The sequence below is a fragment of the Butyrivibrio sp. AE2015 genome, assembly GCF_000420825.1.
Classification (GTDB): Bacteria; Bacillota; Clostridia; order Lachnospirales; family Lachnospiraceae; genus Butyrivibrio.
Genome location: NZ_ATVR01000015.1, coordinates 43,756 through 68,977 on the forward strand (window position 1 = coordinate 43,756; position 25,222 = coordinate 68,977).

General features: G+C 37.1%; 19 protein-coding genes. 8 read left to right on the forward strand and 11 right to left on the reverse strand.

Features of this window, described 5'->3' with window-relative positions:
- Nucleotides 1-119: 119 nt before the first annotated feature.
- Nucleotides 120-557 (forward strand): dUTP diphosphatase, encoded by a 438-nt coding sequence (locus G585_RS0109065; RefSeq protein ID WP_022774492.1) that lies wholly within the window; start codon nt 120-122, stop codon nt 555-557.
- A gap of 42 nt (nt 558-599) precedes the next feature.
- On the opposite strand, the gene G585_RS0109070 is transcribed toward G585_RS0109065, so the two are convergent.
- The gene (locus G585_RS0109070) at nt 600-1,148 is read right to left on the reverse strand and encodes a TetR/AcrR family transcriptional regulator (protein ID WP_022774493.1); all 549 of its coding nucleotides are present in this window, start codon (nt 1,146-1,148) and stop codon (nt 600-602) included.
- A 91-nt stretch (nt 1,149-1,239) separates the two neighbouring features.
- On the opposite strand from G585_RS0109070, the gene G585_RS0109075 reads away from it, so the two are divergent.
- On the forward strand, nt 1,240-2,262 hold the full coding sequence (locus G585_RS0109075; protein ID WP_022774494.1) for a sugar phosphate isomerase/epimerase family protein: 1,023 nt from the start codon (nt 1,240-1,242) through the stop codon (nt 2,260-2,262).
- 135 nt (nt 2,263-2,397) lie between these two features.
- Here G585_RS0109075 and G585_RS0109080 read toward each other — a convergent pair whose 3' ends face one another.
- From G585_RS0109080 to G585_RS0109090, 3 genes are all read right to left on the reverse strand, one after another.
- Nucleotides 2,398-5,001 (reverse strand): heavy metal translocating P-type ATPase, encoded by a 2,604-nt coding sequence (locus tag G585_RS0109080; protein WP_022774496.1) that lies wholly within the window; start codon nt 4,999-5,001, stop codon nt 2,398-2,400.
- A gap of 8 nt (nt 5,002-5,009) precedes the next feature.
- Nucleotides 5,010-5,321: a metal-sensing transcriptional repressor gene (locus G585_RS0109085; RefSeq protein WP_022774497.1), complete on the reverse strand. Its 312-nt coding sequence runs from the start codon at nt 5,319-5,321 to the stop codon at nt 5,010-5,012.
- A gap of 195 nt (nt 5,322-5,516) precedes the next feature.
- Entirely contained in the window at nt 5,517-6,200 is a 684-nt protein-coding gene (locus G585_RS0109090) for a DUF975 family protein (protein WP_026663900.1), read from the reverse strand.
- 285 nt (nt 6,201-6,485) lie between these two features.
- Here G585_RS0109090 and G585_RS19515 point away from each other — a divergent pair, with 285 nt between their 5' ends.
- Nucleotides 6,486-6,662, forward strand: a complete 177-nt coding sequence (locus G585_RS19515) for a hypothetical protein (RefSeq protein ID WP_022774500.1) — start codon at nt 6,486-6,488, stop codon at nt 6,660-6,662.
- 75 nt (nt 6,663-6,737) lie between these two features.
- Here the strand turns inward: G585_RS19515 and G585_RS0109100 are convergent, their stop codons facing one another.
- Nucleotides 6,738-8,372 (reverse strand): class I adenylate-forming enzyme family protein, encoded by a 1,635-nt coding sequence (locus tag G585_RS0109100; protein ID WP_022774502.1) that lies wholly within the window; start codon nt 8,370-8,372, stop codon nt 6,738-6,740.
- 234 nt (nt 8,373-8,606) lie between these two features.
- On the opposite strand from G585_RS0109100, the gene iorA reads away from it, so the two are divergent.
- The 4 genes from iorA (at nt 8,607) to G585_RS0109120 (ending at nt 12,775) form a co-directional block, all read left to right on the forward strand.
- On the forward strand, nt 8,607-10,361 hold the full coding sequence (gene iorA, locus G585_RS0109105) for an indolepyruvate ferredoxin oxidoreductase subunit alpha (RefSeq protein WP_022774503.1): 1,755 nt from the start codon (nt 8,607-8,609) through the stop codon (nt 10,359-10,361).
- 4 nt (nt 10,362-10,365) lie between these two features.
- Nucleotides 10,366-10,941, forward strand: coding sequence for an indolepyruvate oxidoreductase subunit beta (locus tag G585_RS0109110; protein WP_022774505.1), 576 nt, complete (start codon nt 10,366-10,368; stop codon nt 10,939-10,941).
- Nucleotides 10,942-10,969: 28 nt separating this feature from the next.
- Entirely contained in the window at nt 10,970-12,271 is a 1,302-nt protein-coding gene (locus G585_RS0109115) for a phenylacetate--CoA ligase family protein (protein WP_022774506.1), read from the forward strand.
- Between the two features lie 69 nt (nt 12,272-12,340).
- Complete coding sequence (locus tag G585_RS0109120) at nt 12,341-12,775, forward strand: acetolactate synthase (protein WP_022774507.1); 435 nt, start codon at nt 12,341-12,343, stop codon at nt 12,773-12,775.
- A gap of 42 nt (nt 12,776-12,817) precedes the next feature.
- On the opposite strand, the gene G585_RS0109125 is transcribed toward G585_RS0109120, so the two are convergent.
- The 6 genes from G585_RS0109125 to G585_RS0109150 all read right to left on the reverse strand — a co-directional run bounded on the left by G585_RS0109125 (nt 12,818) and on the right by G585_RS0109150 (nt 24,234).
- Nucleotides 12,818-14,575, reverse strand: a complete 1,758-nt coding sequence (locus tag G585_RS0109125; RefSeq protein ID WP_081644807.1) for a diguanylate cyclase — start codon at nt 14,573-14,575, stop codon at nt 12,818-12,820.
- A 61-nt stretch (nt 14,576-14,636) separates the two neighbouring features.
- Nucleotides 14,637-15,104 carry a GNAT family N-acetyltransferase gene (locus tag G585_RS0109130; protein ID WP_022774510.1) on the reverse strand — a complete coding sequence of 156 codons (468 nt, stop codon included), beginning with the start codon at nt 15,102-15,104 and terminating at the stop codon, nt 14,637-14,639.
- Between the two features lie 26 nt (nt 15,105-15,130).
- Nucleotides 15,131-16,684 (reverse strand): sodium:solute symporter family protein, encoded by a 1,554-nt coding sequence (locus G585_RS0109135; RefSeq protein ID WP_022774511.1) that lies wholly within the window; start codon nt 16,682-16,684, stop codon nt 15,131-15,133.
- A 115-nt stretch (nt 16,685-16,799) separates the two neighbouring features.
- Nucleotides 16,800-18,581, reverse strand: coding sequence for an MATE family efflux transporter (locus G585_RS0109140; protein ID WP_022774513.1), 1,782 nt, complete (start codon nt 18,579-18,581; stop codon nt 16,800-16,802).
- A 132-nt stretch (nt 18,582-18,713) separates the two neighbouring features.
- A complete protein-coding gene (locus G585_RS0109145) occupies nt 18,714-19,346 on the reverse strand; it encodes a sortase (RefSeq protein ID WP_155827791.1) in 633 nt (210 codons plus the stop codon).
- Nucleotides 19,321-24,234 (reverse strand): SpaA isopeptide-forming pilin-related protein, encoded by a 4,914-nt coding sequence (locus G585_RS0109150; protein WP_022774516.1) that lies wholly within the window; start codon nt 24,232-24,234, stop codon nt 19,321-19,323. The genes G585_RS0109145 and G585_RS0109150 overlap by 26 nt, the downstream gene beginning before the upstream one ends.
- A gap of 298 nt (nt 24,235-24,532) precedes the next feature.
- On the opposite strand from G585_RS0109150, the gene fsa reads away from it, so the two are divergent.
- On the forward strand, nt 24,533-25,186 hold the full coding sequence (fsa, locus tag G585_RS0109155; RefSeq protein WP_022774517.1) for a fructose-6-phosphate aldolase: 654 nt from the start codon (nt 24,533-24,535) through the stop codon (nt 25,184-25,186).
- Nucleotides 25,187-25,222: the final 36 nt, after the last annotated feature.

The following is a 25,222-nucleotide window of genomic DNA, read 5'->3' on the forward strand; positions in this document are numbered from 1 at the left end:
ACAAATGACATTCTATCATATCAAATATATTTTTCAATACTTACTCTTCTACCCAAATCATCATAAGACGTTGTATAATGGTTCAATAAAATCTATTAACTATAACGTTGGGAGAGAAAATGGAAAAAGAAATCAAGATCAAATACTTAAATGACAAAATTGAAAAGCTTACATATATTGATGGAAAATCAGACTGGATCGATTTAAGAAGTGCTGAAGATGTGGACCTTAAAAGAGGTGAATTCCATCTTATTCCCCTGGGCGTTGCCATGGAAATACCTGAAGGCTATGAAGCGCACATTGTACCAAGAAGTTCAACATATAAGAACTTTGGTATTATCCAGTCAAATCATATGGGAGTAGTTGACCACTCATACTGCGGTGACAATGACCAGTGGTTCATGGCAGCAATTGCAATGCGTGATACTCATATCTCTTTTAACGACAGAATCTGCCAGTTCCGCATTATGGAAAACCAGCCAAAGATAATCTTTGACGAGTGTGAACACCTCGGAAACACAGACCGCGGCGGTTTCGGCACAACAGGAAAACAGTAACTAACACAGTTCTATGAACGCTTGTTCATAGAACTTATTTTTTTAGTGCTGTTTCATCCTAAAAACCAATCCGTATATATCCAATAGCACCTTTGTTTCTTCTTCGGGTGATATTTTGCATCCATCTTCAACCCAATCCAGTATAACCTTTGCTGAACCATATTGAATAAAACTTGCTAATGACTTTTTTTGAATCTCATTCATTGAATCCGGTAAACGTGACAATATCATTTCATCAAACTGCGGTATTGCCTCTATAAAATTTTTTAATAAGTATTCATTACCTTGTCTTTTTAATAATTCAATAAATTCTCTTTCTTTTTTTAGTACATGTAAAACATTTGTAAGCGATGTAGTAAAGTCTGCCTTTTCACCCATTTCACGAATTATTTTATAAGAAGTTTCCTGTAAAAAATCATGTATTATTTCATTGTACACATCGTGTTGACTTCCGTAATGATTATAAAAGGTTGTTCGATTTATAGCAGCCTTCTCGCAAAGTTCACATATTGATATCTTTGATAGTTTTTCTTCTTCCAACATGCCTAAGAAAGCTTTATGGATTTTTTCTTTAGTATTAGTTTTTCTCACAATAAGTCCTCATAAATCAACAAATCATAAATATTTGTCGGTTGTTATTTCATCATTTGTTGATTATATTATACGAAAAAAGGAGGGACGAATGAAGTCATTAAATAAAACCTTTAAAAGAATAATAACTACAATCCTTATCATTCTTTTACTACTGATACTTATTATTTTGGGAATAAAGGCAAAAGAAATTTATAACACAAACAAAATTCTAAAAAAGCATATCGTAAATTCAGCTGAATCAGCCATTGAATCTAAATCATTATCTGTCACAACCGGTGTTCAGCAAATAATGATTGGCTCTTTATGTAACAATTATGATGATACGCTTCAAGTTCTTCTCACCATGAAAGAGGCTGGATATAACGGAATAGAACTAAATGATTTTATGATACAAGATACTTCTCTCATGGTTAAGCTTATGTGTAAGTTCTCGGGTATGCCAATAGGTAATGGTGGTAAGTTAGACTGGAACTTACTCATTGAAGAAAGCGGATTAGAAGTAATCAGTCTCCATACTGATTTAAGTGCAATTGAAAAATCTCCTTCACAAGTGGCTCAAAAAGCCAAGAGCTTTGGTACAGACAAAGTAGTAATTACCGGAATGTATCGCTTTGACTATTCAGATATTAATGAAGTCGAAAACCTTGCGAAGAGGCTTAATGCAGCCGGCAAGGCACTTTCCGAAGAAGGAATCCAGCTACTCTATCACAACCATAATTGCGAACTTCAAAAAGTAAGCGAAACCAAAACTGCATATGACATAATCATTGAACAAACTGACTCCAGATACGTTAATTTTGAATTTGATTCATACTGGATGGCTGATGGCGGTGCAAATGTAACTGCTTTAATGGAAAAACTTGGTTCGAGAATGATATTATGGCACATTAATGATAGAGGATGTACAGCATCAGGTCCGTATATGACTCCAATCTTAAAGGAAAATGCTACCGAGCTTGGTAATGGTAATATGGACCTTGACACACTTGTTGAAATAGCTAAAGAAAATGGTGTTGAAGCTGTTATTGTTGAAACACACCAAAACTGGGTTGATAATGATCCAATACAAAGCTTTATTAATAGCTACAGCTATTTAGAGAATAATTTTTAATAATATCCAATATATACAAATAAGGTACCCTGCTGTTTATATTTAAACTACGGGGTACCTTGTTATATGTTTTGGGAAATGCCCAGTATTATGACAAATTCCGCAACTTATATTTAAAAAACCTGTTCTATACAATTACGCAATAGATGTTACCTTATAGTCTTTATCCTCTACTGCTTTTTTAAGTACATCATTTGCTACTTCAGCAGTAAAAGTAACTTCTGCTGTTCCTTTCTCATGACTTACAACTGCGCTTTCTACTCCGCTAACTTCTTCAAGAGCCTTCTTTACTGTAGCCTCGCAGTGGCCACACATCATTCCTTCAATCTTAAGTGTCTTAGTCATTTTATCTTTCCTTTCTTCTATAACTATATTTTTAATTTTATGCCTAATAGCCTTATCTTTTGATGAATCATTTATATTGAAAAGATTAAGTCTTAGAGCATTTGTAACTACAAAAAAGCTTGATAAACTCATGGCTGCAGCTCCGAACATAGGACTCAGTGACCAGCCAAACAGCTTAATATAACAGCCTGCGGCTAGCGGGATTCCTATTACATTGTAAAAGAATGCCCAAAACAGGTTCTCGTGGATATTCTTAAGTGTCTGTCTTGAAAGTCGTATTGCTTTTGAAACATCAAGAAGGCTGCTCTTCATCAAAACGACATCTGCAGCATCGATTGCAACATCTGTTCCTGCCCCTATGGCAATACCTGTATCAGCACGCGTAAGAGCTGGAGCATCATTGATGCCATCACCGACCATGGCTGTAATTCCCTGCTTTGAAAGATCTCCTACCACCTTCGCTTTTTCTTCAGGAAGGACTTCCGCAACAATGTTGTCAACTCCGGCCTTTTTACCAATAGCAATGGAAGTTTTCTCATTGTCACCTGTAAGCATGACCACTTTAATTCCCATGTTCTTAAGCTGGGAGATTGCTTCTTCTGAATCATCCTTGATAGTGTCTGCAACAGCGATTATGCCCACAAGTTTATTGTCCTGTGAAAAATAAAGAGGTGTCTTTCCTTCGCCGGCAAGCCCATCAGCCTTTTCAAGTATTTCTCCCTGAATTCTTGCGTATTTTTCTATGAAATGTCTTTTGCCACCTCGAATCATGTGGCCATCTAAATTAGCCTCAAGTCCGTTACCAAAAACCGCCTTGAAATCAGTTATTTCTTCATCAAGTTCAACACCAAGGTCATTTACATGCTTCATCACAGCCTTTGCCAAAGGATGCTCACTCTTAGACTCCAGGAGCCCCGCTATCTTGATGAGTTTGTCATCGAAGCTCTCATACTTACTGGGGGTATATCCGCTTTTATCAATTGAGTCTGCAGAAAACACATCGGTAACAATGGGCTCGCCCTTTGTTATGGTCCCTGTTTTATCAAGTGCAACAATCTGAGTCTTTCCAAGCATTTCAAGTGATGCTGCTGTCTTGAACATGATGCCGTTTTTGGCGCCAATACCATTACCAACCATTATGGCAACAGGAGTTGCAAGACCCAGGGCACATGGGCAGCTGATAACCAAAACTGCAATTCCTCTGGCAAGTGCATTTCCAAAATCTGCTCCCAGTAAGAGCCATACAATAATTGTCAAAAGAGCTATTCCCATTACTACAGGAACAAATACTCCTGAAACTCTATCTGCCACCTTTGCGATAGGTGCCTTTGTAGATGCAGCATCGCTGACCATCTGAATTATCTGTGAAAGCGTTGTATCTCTTCCAACTCTTGTAGCTCTGCACTTGATAAACCCTGACTGATTTATGGTTGCTGCAGATACTTCCATTCCAACAGTTTTGTCAACAGGAATACTTTCGCCTGTAAGGGCTGCCTCATCTACTGAACTGTTTCCTTCAATGACTACACCGTCTACAGGAATGCTCTCTCCTGGTCTTACAACAAATACTGTTCCAATCTGAACATTTTCAATCGATACTTCTTTTTCTTCACCTGAATCATCGATTATATTTGCTGTCTTTGGTGCAAGCTTCATAAGACTCTTTATGGCATCTGTTGTTCTGCCCTTGCTCATAGCTTCAAGCATCTTACCAACAGTGATAAGCGTAAGGATCATTGCAGCAGATTCAAAATAGAACTCATGCATGAAGTGCATTACTGCCTCAGTATCACCTTTTACCTGTGCATCTGTCATAAGGAAAAGAGCTACAAGGCTATAAACAAATGCAGCTGAGCTTCCAAGTGCAACCAGCGTATCCATATTGGCGCCGCCGTGGAAAAGCCCTTTAAAGCCGCTAATAAAAAACTTACGATTTATAAACATGATTATGATCGTAAGGATCATCTGTACCATGCCCATAGCAACATGGTTTCCATCAAAAAATGAAGGCAGTGGCCAGCCAAACATCATGTGACCCATTGAAAAATACATCAAAACCACAAGAAATCCGATTGACGTAATAAGTCTTTTCTTAAGAACAGGAGTTTCCTTATCTCTAAGAGCCTCTTCTTCCATGGCAAAGTCATTTGATGTTACATTTTCTAAAGCCTCACCGCTTTGAGAATTTATCTTTTTTGACATGGGTTGTGCGCCATAACCGGCATTTTCTACTGCTTTGATAATATCTGCTTCGCTTGCAGAACCCTCAACACCCATGGAATTGGTAAGCAGATTAACATTACAGCTCTTAACACCTTCTACACTGCTTACAGCCTTTTCAACTCTTGCCTGACAAGCTGCACAGCTCATGCCTGTAACAATGTATTTATCCATACTTTTTATCACCTCATCATTTTCTGTAAAACATCCAGAAGTTCATCTACAGTCTCATCCTTGCCGGCCCTGATATCATCAGTAACGCAGGTTTTTATATGGTTAGATAAAAGAACTTTTGCAAAACTGTTAAGAGCCTTATTTGCAGCAGCAACCTGAGTAAGAATATCAGTACAGTAAGAATCATTTTCTACCATTCCTTCTATACCTCTTATCTGGCCTTCAATTCTTTTAAGCCTGTTGATAAGGTCCTTATATTCTTTTTCTTCCCTGACCTTTGTTTTTCCTGATGTTTCAGAGCAACATTTTGGACAAGCCATAGCAATCTCCCATTTACGATAATATTTTACAAAATCTATTTGTTGAAAACATAATATACCCCCGAGGGGTATATTGCAAGAATTTTTTTACAATATATTTTAAGATGATAAACAGCAAATAAAAGCAAAAAAGGATAGGCTTATTTTAAGCATGCCTATCCTTTATATGTCTTTATTCTATTAAGTTAAATTACATTATCCTCTGATTCTTCTGTAAAGCTCAGCATCAGCATTCTGCTTATAAGGATTAAGATAGAAAATACCCACAAGTCCTATAGTACACACTGATAAAATATACCATCCAATATATGAAAGATCATATACAAAGCATGCCCACTTCTGTCCTTTCATCATAGCTCTTGATTTTTTCAGAGCATCAATAGCAGAAATTGTTGGATCCTCAGCAAGAATATATGGCACCATCCTGTATGAATACATAAGGATAAATCCCGGGATCAGGAAGCAGATACATCCAAGTCCGATCACAATATCTCTGATAAAAAGACTTAAAACAGCATTGATGTAATTGTTTTTGAATGCATGCAACAATTCAGGGAAATCAGCATCAGTTTCCTGATTAACGAGGAAAAATCTGTTGCATCCAACTTCCAATGGATTGAAAACAAAAAGGTCAACCAGTTTCAAAATGATCAATATTGTACCAACAATGCCAAGAGCAACAAGAAGTATTACCATAAATGATGGGTCACTTGCAGCTTCTCCGGAGAAAGAATTTGAAATCTCCTCCTTATGGTTATTGGCTGTAGCTGAAGTTGATGTAAAAAATAGTGTATAAATAAATGCAACTATTACAGACTTCCAATAATTCCTCTTAAAACTAGCTTTACCATTTTCCTTAACTTCACTTCTGTTCCACATAATAACTCCTCCATAAAAAAATGTTGTTTGATAGTAATGATTATAAATTTCTTTAATATGCATAAAAAGATAAACAATTGCAAATTAAAGTGCTCTATTACTTTATTATACGAATATTTTGAAATTAAATTACACCAAATAATAAATTTTATACATTTTTTAGATTATTTAAATAGTTAAAAAGATATTAAATTATACTTAAAATCAGTTTTTGCATCAAAAAACCTTTATAATTGATTGTAAAGATATTTACATAATATCAATTATATTATTAAGGAGGTAATGATGAGCAGAGTATCAGAAGTAAAAGCATTGCAGGATCAGAGAATCAAAGAGATGAAGGAACGCTTCAAAAAAGAAGAAGTATCAGATTCTAAAAGAGTGGAGCTAATGATACAGAATATGACTCAGACTCTTAATGATATCTCTTTTACCCTTGCGATGATTGCCGATAAAAAATAAAAAATTCTAAAAAAAGGGAAGCGCCAAAAAGGCTCTTCCCTTTTCTACTTATTTAGTCATTTAGATATGTAATATTCATCCCTGATTTTGCTTTTCTACAAGATGATCGCCGCAGTACTTCTGTCTTAATTTTGGCTTATCAATCTTACCTGTAGCATTTCTGATAACTTTATCAAAAATGATCTTTCTTGGCCTTTTATATCTTGGGAGGTCAACACAGAAAGCATCTACATCTTCCTCAGTAAGAGTCATTCCCTCTTTTACCTGTATTATTGCAGCAGCAATTTCACCAAGACGCGGATCAGGAAGACCTATTACAGCAGCATCATGAATCTTGTCATTTTTCATGAGGAAGCTCTCAATCTGTACAGGATACAGATTCTCACCGCCTGAAATAATAACATCTTTTTTACGGTCAACGAGGAATATAAAGCCGTCCTCATCCTGACGTGCCATATCACCTGTAAAGAGCCATCCATTTTTAAGAATCTCAGCAGTTGCTTCAGGATTCTTATAATAGCAGACCATAACGCCGGGGCCTTTGACACAAAGCTCTCCGATCTCGCCCTGCTTAACAGGATTTCCTTCTTCATCTACTATCTTGGTCTTCCAGCCATAACCGGGAACACCTATGGCGCCTACCTTATGTACATTTTCCATTCCAAGATGAACGCAGCCTGGGCCTGTTGATTCAGAAAGGCCATAGTTGGTGTCATACTTATGATGAGGAAAATACTGAAGCCAATGACGGACAAGGCTAGGTGGAATCGGCTGAGCACCTATGTGCATCAGACGCCACTGACTTAATTTGTAATCTTCCATCTTAAGCTTTCCGCTATCGAGTGCAGCAAGAATATCCTGCGCCCACGGAACAAGGAGCCATACAATTGTGCAGTGTTCTTCAGATACTGCTCTAAATATCGCCTCCGGTGAATTTCCTTTCAAAAGAACTGCTCTGCTTCCTGTATATAGTGAGCCAAACCAATGCATTTTTGCACCTGTATGGTAAAGAGGTGGAATGCAGAGGAAATTGTCCTCGTGTGTTGTTTCGTGATGGATTGCTTCCATTTTTGCAGACTGCATAAGTGCAGTGTGGATATGCAAAATAGCCTTAGGAAATCCTGTCGTTCCTGATGAAAAATAGATTGCTGCATCATCCTTATCTTCGATCAGAACTCTTGGTGCTGTTGAAGATGAATTTGAAACCTGCTTGTAATAGTCCTCAGCATAGGATGGACACTGGTCTCCAACATAGTAAAGAAGCATCTCCTTCTTTAATTTCTCAGCAATATCCTCGATTCTTCCGATGAACTCAGGTCCATAGAATAGAACATCTGAATCGGAAGCCTTAAGGCAATAATCAATTTCTTCAGAAGTAAATCTGAAATTAAGCGGAACAGCTACAGCTCCGCATTTTAATATTCCAAAATAGATAGGCAGCCATTCGAGACAGTTCATAAGCAATATAGCGCACTTCTGTCCTTTTTTGATGCCCCTTTCCATGAGCATATTGGCTACTCTGTTAGCTTTTTCATCAAATACAGACCATGTGATCTGTCTTCTGTAATAGGAAGTGCTTGTGGGCTGAATAAGTTCATATTCCTTCCATGTTACTCGTTGCTCTTCCTTTATCTCAGGATTTATCTCCACAAGAGCAACCTCTTCCCCATAAAGTTTGCTGTTTCTTTCTAGTAAATCTGTAATCGGCATATTGTAATCCCCTTCTTGTACGCTTTAAAGCGCTAAAGTACATTATAAAGACATTTAATAAAAAGGTCAATACAGGTAATGCCCTATTATTTAGTAATTTAAAGCATATTTAATTCTTGATTTTATATTTTATTTTTATTATCCTAGTGTATATGCACTTTATCACTTTAAATCAAAACAATGTCTGTTTTATATAATTGTGCGTAATAATTTAAGAAGGTAGGAGGATTATAAATGAGCAAAGACAATGGCAAACAGCTCATGCTTGGCAACAAGGCTGTTGCCCGGGGATTATATGAAGCCGGAGTATGCTTCATTTCAAGTTATCCTGGTACTCCAAGTACAGAGGTAACTGAAGAAGCTGCTAAATATGATGATATATACTGTGAATGGGCCCCTAACGAAAAGGTGGCTATGGAATCTGCTTTTGGCGCATCACTTGCAGGAAAAAGAGCTTTCTGCGCTCAGAAACACGTTGGCCTTAATGTAGCAGCAGATCCACTTTACACAATGTCCTATACAGGAGTTAATGCAGGTCTTGTGATCGTAGTTGCTGATGATGCAGGAATGCACTCATCACAGAATGAGCAGGATTCAAGACACCACGCTATCGCTGCCAAGGTTCCTATGATCGAACCGTCTGATTCAGGTGAAGCTCTCGAATATACAAAGCTTGCCTATGAAATATCTGAGAAATTTGACACTCCTGTTCTTTTAAAAATGTGCACAAGAGTTGCACACTCTCAGTCTCTCGTAAGTACAGGTGAAAGAACTGTTCCCGATAAGCCATACGAAAAAAATATCGCAAAATACGTAATGATGCCAGGCAATGCCAAAAAGCGTCATCCTATCGTTGAGCAGAGAACAAAAGACCTTATTTCCTATGCTGAAGAGTGTCCTCTCAACAGAGTTGAGATGGGTGGTACAAAGATAGGTATCATTACCTGCTCAACATCTTACCAGTATGTAAAAGAGGTTTTTGGTGACTCCGTAAGCGTACTTAAGCTTGGTATGACCAATCCTCTTCCTGAAAAGCTTATCAGGGACTTTGCTTCAAAGGTTGAAAAGCTCTTTGTTGTAGAGGAACTTGATCCAATCATTGAAAATCATGTAAAAGCTCTTGGAATTGAAGTCACAGGAAAAGACCTTCTTCCAATCGTTGATGAGTTTTCACAAAATCTAATTGCTCAGAAATTCGGAAAAGATGTCGAGAGCTCTTTTGCCCTTGATGCAGAGATTCCTAATCGTCCACCTGTTATGTGTGCAGGCTGCCCACACAGAGGACTCTTCTATACTCTTAAAAAGAATAACTGCACTGTTTTAGGTGATATTGGATGTTATACACTGGGCGCAGTTCCACCACTTGGCGCTATCGAAATGACTCTCTGTATGGGAGCTTCAATAGGAGCACTCCATGGTTTTAACAAAGTAAGAGGTGCCGAAAGTGAGCACAAAACTGTTGCCGTTATCGGTGATTCAACATTTATGCATTCAGGAATGACAGGTCTTGCCAACGTTGCATATAACCAGTCAAACTCAACTATCATAATTGTTGACAATTCAATCACCGGAATGACAGGTCACCAGCAGAATCCAACAACCGGCTACAACATAAAGGGTGACCCGGCAGGAAAGATCGATCTTGAAGCCCTTTGCAGAGCTATGGGCTTTGAAAGAGTCCGCGTAGTTGATCCTTATAATCTTGAAGAATGCGATAAAGTCCTCAAGGAAGAACTCTCCGCAGACGCTCCTTCCGTAATCATATCAAGACGCCCTTGCGCTTTATTAAAATACGTAAAACACAATCCTCCTCTTAACGTGGATAAAAATAAATGTGTAGGCTGCAAATCCTGTATGAGAATCGGATGCCCTGCAATTTCCATGAAAGATGGACAGGCCAGAATTGATACAACACTGTGCGTAGGCTGTAACGTATGCAGCCAGCTCTGTCCGGTTGGAGCCTTTAACGCTCCGGAAAAGGAGGCTTGAAACAATGGAAACTAAAAATATTATGATCGTTGGTGTAGGCGGACAGGGTTCACTACTTGCCAGCAAACTTTTAGGACATCTTTTAATGGCTCAGGGATTTGATGTTAAAGTTTCTGAAGTACATGGTATGAGCCAGCGAGGAGGAAGCGTTGTAACCTATGTAAGATACGGCGAAAAAGTCTTCTCTCCTGTCATCGATAAAGGTCAGGCTGATTACATTGTTTCCTTTGAAGCTTTAGAGGCTGCAAGATGGCTTCCATACCTTAAAAAGGATGGACAGATCGTCACAAACACTCAGCAGATAGATCCTATGCCGGTAATTACAGGAGCAGCTGAATATCCTGAAAATATTATCGATCAGATTAAGGCTACTGGTGCAAAGGTTGATGCTTTGGACTGCCTTACTCTTGCAGAACAGGCCGGTTCATCAAAAGCTGTAAATATAGTATTACTTGGAAGACTCTCTCACTACTTTGATCTTCCTGAAGATGAATGGATGAAGAGCCTTGAAGCCAATGTACCTGCCAAATTCCTCGACATGAATAAAAAAGCCTTCGAGCTTGGCAAAAACTTCGCATAAAAAGAATTGTTTTTGGGGAGAAAAAGATATGGAGCAATATTTTCAGAAAGAAATTGAAACAACACCTTATGAAGAAATAAAAAAGATTCAGAGCGAAAAGCTTGTTCAGCAGGTAAAAAGAGTTTGGGATAATGTCCCTTACTACAGGAAAAAGATGGAGGAAAAAGGCGTTACTCCTGATGATATAAAGTCAGTTGACGACCTTCATAAGCTTCCATTTTTATCAAAGAAAGATCTAAGAGATGCTTACCCAACCGGTCTTCTTGGGGCTCCAATGAAGGACTGCGTAAGGATACACTCAACTTCAGGAACAACAGGAAAAAGAGTTGTCGCTTTCTATACACAGCATGACATTGATCTTTGGGAAGACTGCTGCGCAAGAGCTATCATGGCTGCCGGTGGAACTAATGAGGATATTTGCCAGATTGCATATGGTTTTGGTCTCTTTACAGGCGGTGCCGGTCTTAACGGTGGTTCTCATAAAGTTGGTTGCCTTACAGTTCCTATAAGCTCCGGCAACACCGACAGACAAATGATGTTCATAAATGACCTTAAAGCCACTATTCTTTGCTGTACACCAAGTTATGCTGCATATATTTCCGAACGTTTCAAAGAAGAAGGCTACAAGCCTGAAGACATCCCTCTTAAGGCAGGAATCTTTGGTGCAGAAGCCTGGAGTGAAGAAATGCGTCAGGAAATAGAATCCACTTTAGGAATCAAAGCCTACGATATTTATGGTCTTACAGAGCTTTCCGGTCCCGGAGTTGCTTTTGAATGCTGTGAGCAAAATGGTATGCACATAAATGAGGATCACTTCATAGCAGAGATCATCGATCCTGATACTGAAGAAGTACTTCCTGAAGGCTCACAGGGCGAGCTGGTATTTACAGCTGTAGATAAAGAAGCCTTCCCAATGCTCCGCTATCGCACAAGAGATATCTGCAAACTCACACGAGGCAAGTGTTCCTGCGGAAGAACTTTCATCAAAATGGCTAAGCCAATGGGCCGCTCAGACGACATGCTTATAGTAAGAGGCGTAAATGTATTCCCTAGCCAGATAGAAACAGTTCTTTTGAACAATGGATATGCTGCAAACTACCAGATAGTCGTTGACAGAGCCAACAACACTGACTCTCTTGATGTTCAGGTTGAAATGACACCTGAGATGTTCACAGATAATGTCGGCGAGATCGAGGAACGTCAGAAAAAACTTGCTACAGATATGTACTCAATGCTTGGAATCAAGGTAAAGATCTCTCTCCTTGCGCCAAAGTCAATCGCAAGAAGCGAAGGAAAAGCTGTAAGAGTTATCGATAAGAGAAAAATCTAAGTTTTATCGATATTTTTGCAGTAATTATTCAAAAATTATTCTATACTAGAAATATAGGAGGATTCTATCATGAGTATAAAACAGATATCAGTTTTCCTTGAAAATAAACCCGGCACATTAAAAAAACTCACAAGTGTTATGGCCAAAAACAAAATAGACATGCGCGCCACTTCCCTTGCTGAGACCAAGGATTTTGGAATTGCCCGCATCATCGTCGATGACGCTTTAGAAGCTGTAAATACCTTAAAAGAAAATGACTTCGTAGCAAGTCTTACATCAGTTCTGGCAGTAGAGATTCCTGATGAGGCAGGCGGACTTGATAAGCTTTTGGAAGTTTTCGCTGATGCAGAAGTTAACATCGAGTACATGTACGCTTTTCCCGGAAGAGGCTCTTCCAACCACGCTTACATGATCTTCAGAGTTGCTGATACAAAAGCTGCTGAGGCCAAGCTCACAGGAAAAGGATTAAAACTTCTTTCACAAGAAGATATTGCAAACATCTAAAAAATTAAAACCTCTGGCTAATTAGTCAGAGGTTTATTTTTGTCATTTTGCAAATACTACTTTATTTCTTCCGGTTTCTTTTGCATTGTATAAAGCCTCGTCAGCTCTTTTTACAAAGGTTTCTATTGTATCTTCAGGCCTTATCATTGTCACTCCTATGCTCACAGTAAGATGCTGAACTGTGACAAAGCAGGTATCGTCAATTGTCTGCCTTATCCTTTCAGCAAACTCTAAAGCCTTTTCAACATCTGAATTTGGGAAAAGATATAAAAACTCCTCTCCGCCCCATCTGCCAAATACATGGTTATCTTCAATAAAGTCTTTGACAATATTTACGATACTCTTAAGGACAACATCACCTACATCGTGACCATAGGTGTCATTGACGTGTTTAAAATGATCAATATCAAAGAATAGTAATGAATATGAACTTCCATTTTGTGCAAGAGTTATGGCCTCATTTATATTTCTTTCAAGCTCCCACCTATTATAGATCTTTGTGAGTTGGTCTGTATAGGCAACCTTTCCAAGCTGTTTATTGAGCTCATCAAGATCCTTTGAGGTACTTTCAAGGAAGGTAAGAATCCTTTCAAAAAACGGAACTTCACGCTTTTCATCTTCATCCTGCTCATTTAAGAACCCGCAGCTACCATGAACAAAAAGATCTTTTGAATACTTGTTTTCCGTCAATCCAACAATAACCAATGCGCTGTTTAGATCGCACATACCACATTCCGGCAAAGCAAAAAGCTCAGAATAGCCGGTAGTGCTTGAGCATTCCGGAAAGAATGAATGAAAGACTTCTCTCTCTTCACTATAGTATTCCCTAAGAAACCTTTGCCTGTTACCACATTCAAAAAAGTAAAGGGCCTGTGGCTGCAGCCATGAAAGTGCATTTATTCCGACCTTCGTCTTATTCAAGGCCTGTTGCGGGAATGAATAAGAGAGCCTGAAATGCTCGCCCTGAAATACATCAGAATTAAAAATAATAGCTCCGTCCTCGTTATAACCACTCGGAACCCTTGCCACGAAGTTATTATTTCTTTTTAGGACAAAAGGAAATTCACATACATTCTGGACAAAAAACTCATTTGGGGTAATCTTTAAATATTTTTTATAAACCTCAATAGCAGGAGCACCATCTACCTCAGTTACGATCCTGTCTCCTTCAACCCCTGTTATTACCATCTCTTTTCCAATCTCGGCCCAGTCGAGATTGTTATCCATATAAAGAGACAAAGAATCACTTTGAAAAATAACCGACACTATTGCATTATCAAAGCATTTACTGCCATAAACGTGTGCGGTATTAAGCGCACGAATATTTCTTCCTGCTTTAGCACCAAAAATAGGGAGATTTTGATGACTGAATTCTTTAGAGAAAACAGAAATAGACGAACTTGGAGAAACGTAAAATATCTGCATACATTTTACGTCTCTAAGACCGTCTATTTTTTCATTCATTATTCTTCCGGCCACAAACATCGATTCTTCATTTAGATCATATTCGTAGCGGTATATCTTTGTTTTGAAAAAATAAGATACTGAAAGCTGTATTGGCGAGTCTTTCAGATCATACTTCTCCTCAGCTATACTTGCACATGTCATACCGGTAAGCACAGCTTTTGGACAAACTTCATTAATACGGCCGACAAGATACTCCTCATCTATGTCCAGCCTTGGATTATACAGCTGCATCAAAATGCCTGATGCATAATAATAATCCTCTGAAGAATTGATTTCATTTAAAACATTATCCAAAGTACTAAAATCTAAAATACGATATGTTCTTTGCCTCATATATTAAGCCCTATATTATAATCGCTATCCAAATTACATATCCATTTTATCATTTTATCAATTATAAAATCAATTCCATCTGATACTCTTTTACCTTCATGCCAAGGCTGTTGTAAAAAGCAATTGCTGAGTCATTACCCTCCCATACATTCAGAGTAACCTCATAGCATCCAAGCCTTTTGGCCTCTTCCTTCACATAGTCAAAAAGCTTTTTTCCTATATGCTCTCCCCTCTTTGACTCATCCACACACAGATCATCAATGAAAAGAATCTTTTTAGGAGCCATAAAATCCGCCTTGGGAATTCCCCTAAGAACGCAGAAACAATAGCCCATACATTCATCATTTTCATCTGTGTAGACATAAACAGGCTTATTATCATCAGATAGGATTTCTTTTAACTCTGCTACTGAATACTTAGTCTTACCTGAAACAAAAATGTCAGGTCTTATCTTTGCATGTATCTCAAGCACCTGATTAAGTAATGTAATCATGCGTGGAATATCTGTTTCTTTGGCTCTTCTGATCATAAAAATGTAAATCTCCTAAATAAGTATTAAGCTATGTTTTCTTCATCAGAAAGTGATGTGCTCTGATGAACCATAACTTCCTTATTGTAGCACGCAAAGGCGCTATCAACCAAGGCTTTATCAGGCTTTTTAGTAAATACAGAAACAAGAGGAACAATAATAAGTCCTGCGATCATACAAAAAGCTCCTGCATTTATTGGAGACTGTAAGAGTTTTGGAAAACTTGGCCTTACAAGCATATTTGCAAGCATTACTACCGTTGAGAAGATAAAGCTGCACCATACTCCTGCTTTAGAAGTTCCTTTCCAGTAAAGTCCATATAAAAATGGTGCAAGGAATGCTCCGGCAAGGGCTCCCCATGAAACACCCATAAGCTGAGCTATAAAAGTCACATTCTGTTTGTACTGAACAATTGCTATAACAACTGAAACTGCTACAAACACAACGATAAGACATCTCATTATAAGAATCTGCTTCTTTTCATCCATCTTTTTGATAACATGGCCCTTTAAAAGGTCAAGAGTAAGCGTAGAACTGCTTGTAAGAACCAGAGATGAAAGCGTAGACATTGAAGCTGATAAAACAAGCACTACAACAACTGCTATAAGAATATCCGGAAGCCCTGATAACATTGCAGGTACAACGCTGTCATATCCATTTGCAGCAATATCTATCCTGTCTGAAAAAAGTCTTCCAAAGCCACCAAGGAAATAGCATCCACCGGCGACTACGAAAGCAAAAAATGTTGAAACTATAGTTCCCTTTGAAATTGCCCTCTCACTCTTTATTGCATAAAATTTTTGTACCATCTGTGGAAGTCCCCAGGTTCCAAGAGATGTCAGTATTACAACCCCAAGAAGATTTAAAGGATCAGGTCCAAAGAAAGAAGCAAAAATACCCGGAGTTGTACTTACAGACTCATCAGAGATCCTGGCAAGTCCATCAAGCGAAGCAAGGAAACCGCCCTGACTGTTAAGGACAGAAACAACTACTGCTGATATACCAAAAAGCATGATTATCCCCTGAATAAAATCGTTAATTGCTGTAGCCATATAACCACCTGCAATAACGTAAATTCCTGTAAGAACAGCCATTACTACAACGCATACAGAATAGTCGATATTAAATGCCATACCAAAGAGTCTTGAAAGGCCGTTGTATAAAGAGGCTGTGTAAGGAATCAGGAAAATAAATGTGATAACAGATGCAGCAATTTTAAGTGATGAGCCTCCAAATCTTGATGCAAAGAACTGCGGCATTGTGGCAGAACCCAGATGTTGTGTCATGATCCTTGTTCTTCTGCCAAGAATTGTCCATGCCATAAGTGATCCGATAAAAGCATTTCCAATTCCTACCCAGGTAGCAGCTATTCCGTATTTCCAGCCAAACTGCCCTGCATAACCAACAAAGATAACAGCCGAAAAATAACTGGTACCATAGGCAAAAGCAGAAACCCAGGGCCCAACTGATCTTCCGCCAAGTACAAAACCATTAACATCTGTCGAGTTCTTTCTGCAGGTAAAACCAATAAACAGCATCACCGCAAAAAATACAACAAGCAACAACACTTTAATAATCATACAAACCTCCCAAGCAATATTTTGATGTGTTCTTTTAATACTTTAACGCTTTAAATCGTACAAGTCAATAAATATAATAAAAGACCACCAATTAAATTAGTGGCCTTTACAATAATCAAATCTTTATTGTAAGAACATTTAATCCCAAAACATTCTGATAAGTAAAGTCCTTGGCGATACTATAGACCATCCTTAATCCGATGTTCGTGGTCTTATCATCAGGATCAGCAAGACGCTGTCTTTGAACAGGGTCAAAGGGCTGGCAGTCATCCTTAATACAAAGTATAACATCGTCGTCTTTAACTATTGCTCTGGCAGTGAGATTATGCTTTTTACCATCAAGCGCAAATCCGTGTCTTACAACATTCCCCGCCATTTCTTCCATTGCAAGACTTATAAAATATGCTCTTCTTTTATCAATACCCTTACTTATGCAAAATTTCTGGGCTGCATCAGCAGTTCCTGTTACATCCGTCATCTTTCGAACAACAAATTCAGCTCTGTGATCATCATCAACACCAAAGTTATCCGGTATTACCATTAGTTCATCAAGATTTGAAGGTATTTTTTTATTCTTGATCATTGCATAAATGATAACAATTAAAACGCCCACAATGCCATTTAGAACATTGGCAAAATAAACAGCATTCATTCCCAAAAAAGGAATCAAAACAGCGGTAAAAGCACTTACACAAACGAATCCATCCAATACTCCATATATATGCACTAAAAGTTTTCTATTTGAAGCCAGTGCATAGCAACTAAAATGCATAAGCCATACTGCAAGCGGCATACATAGAGGAAGGATTCTGTATCCCCACATAGTCATGGCAAAAACCGGTTCTGACTGATTTTGGAAGAAAACCAAAGTAAAGGGCTTTGCCATTAGAATAATAAATGCTGAAACTGCGCATTGAAGAGGGATAAATCTAAAAAGCGCAGTCCTCATTACGTTCTTCAGAGTAGTTCTGTCCTCTTCTCCAATACTTACACTTATCATCATTCTTGATACATTCAGCATTCCGGCGGGAATCGCCCAAAAGAAAGCCATTATCGCGTTAGAAGCCGCAAAAGCAGAAATGCCAACATTTCCTACATAGGAAATAATAAGTCCATTGACAATCAATCCACGGATAGTCTGATATCCATTTCCTATTGCTCCAGGGAATCCGATAGTAACAATCTCTTTTGCATCATCCCACCTAAAGCCCTTAAAATTAAGTCTTATTGATGCTTGTGGCGTAAAGAAGAACTGAGCCTGAACCAGCATAAACACCCACATTCCAAGGGACGATGCAATTGCAAGTCCCAAGGCCTGCAAATGAAGTACCTGAACAAAGACATAATTAAAAATCAGATTGACGACTATATATACAATACTTGCTATAGTAGTTCGGGTGGATTTATTTTCAAGAGAAAGAAATGCCGCAAGTTGATTGCCAATAAATAAGGGGAAAATTCCAAGCGCCTGACCGAGTAAAAATCTATTAAACACAAGCCTGGACGAATTCTCAGGAGCAATAAAAGATGTCAGATCAAATATAGCCAATATGATCAATATCGCGGCTGTTACAGCTGAGATAATAGTACATAACAGAATATCCAGTGTAAAAACATTCTGCATTTGTCCTACCTGATTCTTGCCCATATATTTGCCGCAGATAACAACAGAACCGGTCAAAAACATAAAGCTTATCGCACCTACAAGCAGACTAATTGGATTATAAAGACCTACGGCACCCATGGCAGCTTCTCCAACATAGTTAGATGCAAAGAAGCCTGTAACTATACCATTAATAGCACTAATAGAATTTAAGAGTATCTGTACCGGTAAGAGTCTGAACAACAGTTTTGCAGTCATTTGAAAATCAGAAACTTTAGAAATGTTTTTATTCATAATCACACTCCTTGATTACAATTGACGTATTTACAGATATATTTTATCACCAAACAAATTATACACTTATTAAAGTTTTCTTATAATAAAATAACTTCCCATATAGGTTAATTGTTCCTATGTGGGAAGTGCTTATAATACTCTTTCTGCTATAACTACCAACCTGTGCGTTGCTATATAGATTGGTGTACAAGTGTAAAGAGTCAGTATTTCATTTTCTGTATTTTCGAGGATTTCCACTTCTTCAGGCTTTACTGTTTTGATTTCGGATACTTTATAGCTGTACTTTTCAGTTGGTGTATGAATATAGATCATATCACCAATTTCCACTTCATTTAATCTGTTAAAATACTTACCAAAAGTATAATTCCTGTGACCTGCAATTACGCAGTTACCAACTTCCCCCGGTAAAGCAGTATCAATTTCATGACCAAGCGCTGCAGATAATGCATTTTTGTCTGTGCCCTCAACAACTGGCTCCAAGGAATCTATACAGGGTATCTCTAAAATATATTCTGCCAAAACGTCAGAAGTATTACTATTATCTGATTCTTTATCTTCCTGCTCGCTTTGAACCGGAATATTTAATTCTTCTTTTATATCTTCAAACCCTGGAGTATTATCAAAAGCTGCTATTATCTCCTGCTTTTTTGAATACTGAAGAAGATTCGTTGCTACTGATGCAGATATTAGTATGACTCCAAAAACTGCCAGGGTAATCCCTGACAGTTTTCTAAAATTATTTTTTCTCATTTTTCTTACCAAATATTAAATACAAACCTCCAAGAAGGAAGGCAATACCAAATGCATAGCTAAATAAAGTACCGATAAAACCTCCGGTTTTAGCAAGTCTCCTTACATTGTTAACGTCACCCTGAATATTATTTGTATCATTATCAAAAGCACTGTCAATGTTATTATCTGAAACTGTCTCTTTTGAAATTTTATTTGAAAAATCACCTACAACTTCGTCATTATTTTCAGATAAATCGCTATGCTCATATTCATCTTTTATTTCTTTTGGATGAACATCCTGAATTGGTTCAAATATATCATTATTACCTTTTTCAGGTTTGGGGTCATTTCCCTTTTTATCACCAGATTTTTCCGGTTTCTTATCTCCCTGATTCTTACCATCCTGATTCTTATTTCCTTTATTCTCAGGCTGCGTTTTGGCAGGTTTATCTCCAGATGAGGGCTGCGTTTTTTCAGGTTTATCTCCTAATGAAGGCTGTGTTTGTGCAGGTTTATCTCCGAATGAGGGTTGTTCAGGATCTGTGTCATTATTTACGGGTTTTTCCGGCTCAACAGTTATTTTATCATTGACTATTTCAACTACAGGCTGGTCATTTTTCTTTTCATAAGATCCATCCATCTGTTTATAAACAACATCGCCATCGTTATTCAACTTAAATTCAACTGTTTTTGCCTTTTCATAACCTATAGGAACTTCATCCTGTTCAAGAGTATAAACAGTCTGGTAGTTTAAACTCACACTGCTCTTTTCAGCATTATTTGGGACAAGATCTGTAGCTGTCACACATTTAATCCCGTTTCGTTCTCCTGAAGAGATAGTCACCTTTGCTCCCAAGAGCCTGTTTCCTTCAGTATCTAAATTAACAACTTCAACGTTTTTTACAACACCTGCATCTACTTCATTTTTAATGATAAGAAGATTATTCTCATCATCAAAAGAAACTAACTGGTTTTCAGCCTCATCTAAATCTTTGATCTTCAGTTCAAATGAATCACCATCATTTGAGATCTCAACGACAAAGGCAATAGGATTAGACTTTATATAACCAATCGGAACATCTGACTGTACCAAAACGTATTTTCCTTCAGGAAGTGCAACTATCTCATCGCTATCTATTGTTGTCCATTCCTTTAACCTGGTATCATCATCCATTTCTGTAATATAGAATTTTGATCCAATAAGCCTTTTTTCCTGGTCATATGAAATATTTCTAACGCTAAAAGAATATGTATCCTTAGGAGCATTAATGATTGTTACATCCTTTTCTTCAGATCCCTCACTAAAATCACCATCAGATTCTTTCAACTTCAATATATCTTTGCCATTTACTTCTACAACTTTAAATTCAACATTTTTTTGAGAATCCAAAACGCTGTAGCCGAATGGTACTGCTATTTCTGACAGCTTATATACAGTATCATAATTAACATCAATATCTACAAACTTACCATCCGTTACATAGCCGTCATAAATAGTCTTTTCTTCTAGTCCTTTTTGAGGATTTGAAAGTCTCTTAAGAGTAAGTTTTCCATTCTTAAGACCTACTCCTTCATTATCGATAAGATTAAATCTTACTTTTGTTGTCTTTTGATTCAGCGGTACCGGATATTCATATTTTTTACCATCTATTGTAATAGGAGTTATCTGACCATCATACACATAACCATCCGGAGATGTTGTCTGCACAAGATAATATGTCTTTCCTGGTACAAGCTTATTTATAGCCCTTGCTTCACCATTTGACTTTGTTGTCAAAGATATGATCTTTTCAGAGTTTTTATCATTACTTTTAAGAACATCAAATGATACGCCTGAGAGTGGTTTATTTGTCTCCTCATCATATACCTTAAGTATAAATCTCCTTAAACTCTCACTTGAAGCACTACTTGAAACATTAATACTAAAACTAGCTGATGCAACTTTATTTTCGCTTTCTTTATAGCCAACCATTCTTACAGAGTTTGAATAATCTTTATACTCCTTATATTCAGGACTGGCGGCATATTCTAAAATAAATGCTTTATTTGTCTCAGAGTTAAGCCTTACTGATAGTATAGTTTTATTATTCTTAATCTCTGTTTTTATTGTCTTATCAGCGTACTCTATACCAGTATTCACAAAAGTTCCATCAGAATTAATTGTAGCTTCATAAAGCTTTACTGAATCAGTATCCAACTCCAGGCTTGCACCCAATGTATCTTCGATTGTCGTGCCTGATGGCAACTTTTGCTGCATTCCATTAATCTGTACTGTATATTTTGCAAGACCTGAAGCTTCGTCAAAAGTGCCTTTTTTACTAAGTATTTTATTAATAATTCCCTTAGTTTCCACTGAAGCAAGCTGTCCATTAGGATTATCAGCTGTTGTAACATTTACAACATTTTTTATTGAAATAGAGGCGCCATTATCAATTGAATTAATTGTGTCGTCAGCAACCTTCGCTTTGAAAGATATAATTTTATCAGAATCGTCCTCAGAAAAATCTATTCCATATATTTTAAGAATTCCATCATTATATTCATATTGTGAATGTTTAACACCATTTACCTTAAGTGATCCATCATTAACAAACTCAAGGCCTGCGCTTTTCAAATCGTCTGTAGCAATAACATCCCTAATGGCAATATTACTTTTGTTTAGCGTTATAGTATAAGTAATTGTGTGGTCTGAATAATCAAAATCTGTAGCTGACTTGGTGACAAAAGTTTTTGTGATTCTATATATTGCAGTATCGTCTGCAATTTGATCATTTTCTTCAAATAATTTTACTTTGTTTGAATAGCCTTCATTTATGACATTTTTAGACCAGACTTCATTGTTTACTATTTGAGTAACAACATCAAATTCAAGCGATTTACCATTTAGATTGTCGCCTAAATCAAGTATACGTTTTTCTATTCCATCAGGAAATTCCATATCTTCAAAGACACTATCAGTAGCATTTTTAATCGCAACTATTTTCTGATTTGAATCAGGCATTTCTTCAATACTTGCATTAACAATTTCCTGTTTGTTAGGATTAGCAATAACATGCCATGTTATCTGATGAGTTTTTTCATCATATCCATTTAGTTTTACTGATTTTGCAATGCCAGCCTTTGAAAGACTGATGTTTTCAGCACTAACCTGCACTGTTACAGGTTTAAGGGAAATACTCCCTTCACCATCGGGCAAATCATAAGATAACCAAACACTGTTACTTGGAATAGCATTATTAGTCTTTAAAAACTTCTTATAATTATCAATCTTTGTCTTATATTTAACTACGATTTGTGAAACACCTGAAACATCACCAAAATCAATTCTTACATTGCAAGAACTATCATTTGTAATAATCTCATAATTATCGCCATCCAAACCAGTAACAGAAATTGAATCATCAACAAGCTTTAATATATTTGAATTACTGAACTTATCAAACATTTTTAAGTTGTTCAGATTATAGCCATTAGTATTTATGGTAACTGTCCATTCTGTAACACCATTGGAATCCATTTTTGTTCCATTTTTAGTGATCCACTGTTTAAAGCTTTGTGAAACAATGCACTGTCCCTCAGCTGAAGCTATTATTTCTTCACCATTCAACAATTTAGCAGTATTTGTAAATGTTTTCTCGACAGCACCGCCTTTATTATCCTTAAAGGATTCCTGCATAAAATCAGTCTCAGGCTTTGTCTGATAAGTAATAGTAGTATTATTTAATGTTAAAGAAGCATCTATATGATAGCTTAATTCCCTGTTATCGCTATCGTAGCTGAGGTTATCTGCTTTAGAATCATTAACTTTAAAAGAGCCATCGACCAAAGACTGACCTTCAGAAAATGTATCTTTGAAATCATAACCGTCTTCATAAATTGCAGGATTAATGTCATCATTTTTTATATTAACAGTCCACTTGATCACATTATCATTTTTGTCATATTCTCCACTTTTAGTAATAGTTGGAGGAACTTTTTTGTTATTAGCAATGATAAGTGAATATTCTGTTCCATCGATTGTAAATGAATACTCTTCGCTGTCCTTTATGCTTTCATTATTTGCATCAAGACTGGCAGACCAGGAAAAACAGGCATTTTTTACAATCCTGTCTTCTGTATTGTCGGAAATTTTTACTATGATTGAATTATCAGAAAAACTTACCTTGGCAAATTCCTGGCTTACACCATCTTCATCATCAGCAGAAATTATAATCTCACTGGTTGGAATTTCAAGTCCGTTTGGATCAAATGCTATGCTAAATTCATTACCATTTTTTACATATGGTATATCTTTTTGATCTAACTCATAATCTTCTTCTGCAATATTTACTCCAATTTCAGATTGCAGATAATATTTGAATTCTATCGTATCTCCAAGTTTAATCTCAGGTTTGTCTCCTGTTACAGCATTACCATTTACTGTAATATCTACATAATCGAATATGGATTTATTGTTTACATGAATTTCAGAACTCGAAACCTTACTTTCAGAAATCATTTCTTCATCTAAATAATCAGCAAACAAAGATGTAATATCTACTGTTTTAGTAGTTAAAGTCTTGCTCTCTGTGAGCTTTACTTCATCATCTTTTGAAGCATCCTTAGATTCAACTTCAGACTCATCTCCCAGATCAGTCTTTGTTTCATCCTTGGATTCATCTACTATATCACCCTCTTTTTCATCTTTGGATTCATCTATTTGATCAGCCTCATTTTTTCCCTTGGATTCATCATTTAATTCATCTTTATTTTCATTTGTGGACTCATCTTCATTTTCTTCATCAGTCGAATCCTCTTCATCAATATCATTTACGCTAAATGTCTCATTAGTATCCTCGGCATAAGTAACAATGTTACTTCCCAATAAACTAAAACTTAAAACAAGGCATAAACATGCCTTTAAAAACCTGCTTTTCATAAACACATAACCTTTCATCCCACATATGCAAAATAAAATGCATTAAATTGCATACTATCTATTATTATTATGGAAACTTATGTTGAAAAATAAGTGTTTTAATTGTGTAAATTGTGTGAAACAATTCGAAGTATCGTCCACAATTACTTAATCTATGTCTTACAGATGCCACCAAAAAATAATTCAGCAAGCACAAAATGATAGAAAATGAGCAAGAAAAAGACATTTTTATATAACAAATCGTGATAAAATAATTTAGGTGTATAAAAACTATTTTATTTTTGAAGGAGTTACAGGTATGAAATTCTTTATTGACACAGCAAACATTGAAGAAATCAAAAAAGCTAATGACATGGGGGTTATCTGCGGAGTTACAACTAACCCTTCACTTATAGCAAAAGAAGGTCGCGATGTATATGAAGTTGTAAAAGAGATTGCTTCTATCGTTGACGGTCCTATTAGCGGAGAAGTTAAGGCAACAACTACAGATGCTGAAGGCATGATTGCGGAAGGCAGAGAAATTGCAAAACTTCACAAGAACATGGTTGTTAAGATTCCTATGACTGTTGAAGGTCTTAAGGCATGTAAGGTTCTTTCAAGCGAAGGAATCAAGGTAAATATGACACTTATCTTCACAGCTAACCAGGCTCTTCTTTGCGCAAGAGCAGGCGCTGCATTTGTAAGCCCATTCCTTGGAAGACTTGATGACATCAGCGTTCGTGGAACAGACCTCATTTCAGAAGTTGCAGAGATATTCAACATCCACAACATTCAGACAGAGATCATCGCTGCTTCTATCCGTCATCCTATGCATGTAACAGACTGCGCTCTTGCAGGTGCTGACATTGCAACAGTTCCTTACAAGGTTATCGAGCAGATGACTCATCATCCTCTTACAGATGCAGGAATTGAGAAGTTCCAGAAAGACTACCTTGCAGTATTCGGCGAGTGATCATTTCAAATAACATGCAATAAAAAAGTCCGCACA

What these genes read in the sequence shown, in the direction of transcription:
- iorA (WP_022774503.1), top strand. Translation starts at nt 8,607, where the DNA reads ATGAGCAAAGACAATGGCAAACAGCTCATGCTTGGCAACAAGGCTGTT.
- G585_RS0109120 (WP_022774507.1), top strand. Translation starts at nt 12,341, where the DNA reads ATGAGTATAAAACAGATATCAGTTTTCCTTGAAAATAAACCCGGCACA.
- G585_RS0109150 (WP_022774516.1), bottom strand. Translation starts at nt 24,234, where the DNA reads ATGAAAAGCAGGTTTTTAAAGGCATGTTTATGCCTTGTTTTAAGTTTT.
- fsa (WP_022774517.1), top strand. Translation starts at nt 24,533, where the DNA reads ATGAAATTCTTTATTGACACAGCAAACATTGAAGAAATCAAAAAAGCT.
- G585_RS0109090 (WP_026663900.1), bottom strand. Translation starts at nt 6,200, where the DNA reads ATGTGGAACAGAAGTGAAGTTAAGGAAAATGGTAAAGCTAGTTTTAAG.
- G585_RS0109085 (WP_022774497.1), bottom strand. Translation starts at nt 5,321, where the DNA reads ATGGCTTGTCCAAAATGTTGCTCTGAAACATCAGGAAAAACAAAGGTC.
- G585_RS0109100 (WP_022774502.1), bottom strand. Translation starts at nt 8,372, where the DNA reads ATGCCGATTACAGATTTACTAGAAAGAAACAGCAAACTTTATGGGGAA.
- G585_RS0109125 (WP_081644807.1), bottom strand. Translation starts at nt 14,575, where the DNA reads ATGAGGCAAAGAACATATCGTATTTTAGATTTTAGTACTTTGGATAAT.
- G585_RS0109075 (WP_022774494.1), top strand. Translation starts at nt 1,240, where the DNA reads ATGAAGTCATTAAATAAAACCTTTAAAAGAATAATAACTACAATCCTT.
- G585_RS0109110 (WP_022774505.1), top strand. Translation starts at nt 10,366, where the DNA reads ATGGAAACTAAAAATATTATGATCGTTGGTGTAGGCGGACAGGGTTCA.
- G585_RS0109115 (WP_022774506.1), top strand. Translation starts at nt 10,970, where the DNA reads ATGGAGCAATATTTTCAGAAAGAAATTGAAACAACACCTTATGAAGAA.
- G585_RS0109130 (WP_022774510.1), bottom strand. Translation starts at nt 15,104, where the DNA reads ATGATCAGAAGAGCCAAAGAAACAGATATTCCACGCATGATTACATTA.
- G585_RS0109080 (WP_022774496.1), bottom strand. Translation starts at nt 5,001, where the DNA reads ATGGATAAATACATTGTTACAGGCATGAGCTGTGCAGCTTGTCAGGCA.
- G585_RS19515 (WP_022774500.1), top strand. Translation starts at nt 6,486, where the DNA reads ATGAGCAGAGTATCAGAAGTAAAAGCATTGCAGGATCAGAGAATCAAA.
- G585_RS0109140 (WP_022774513.1), bottom strand. Translation starts at nt 18,581, where the DNA reads ATGAATAAAAACATTTCTAAAGTTTCTGATTTTCAAATGACTGCAAAA.
- G585_RS0109135 (WP_022774511.1), bottom strand. Translation starts at nt 16,684, where the DNA reads ATGATTATTAAAGTGTTGTTGCTTGTTGTATTTTTTGCGGTGATGCTG.
- G585_RS0109065 (WP_022774492.1), top strand. Translation starts at nt 120, where the DNA reads ATGGAAAAAGAAATCAAGATCAAATACTTAAATGACAAAATTGAAAAG.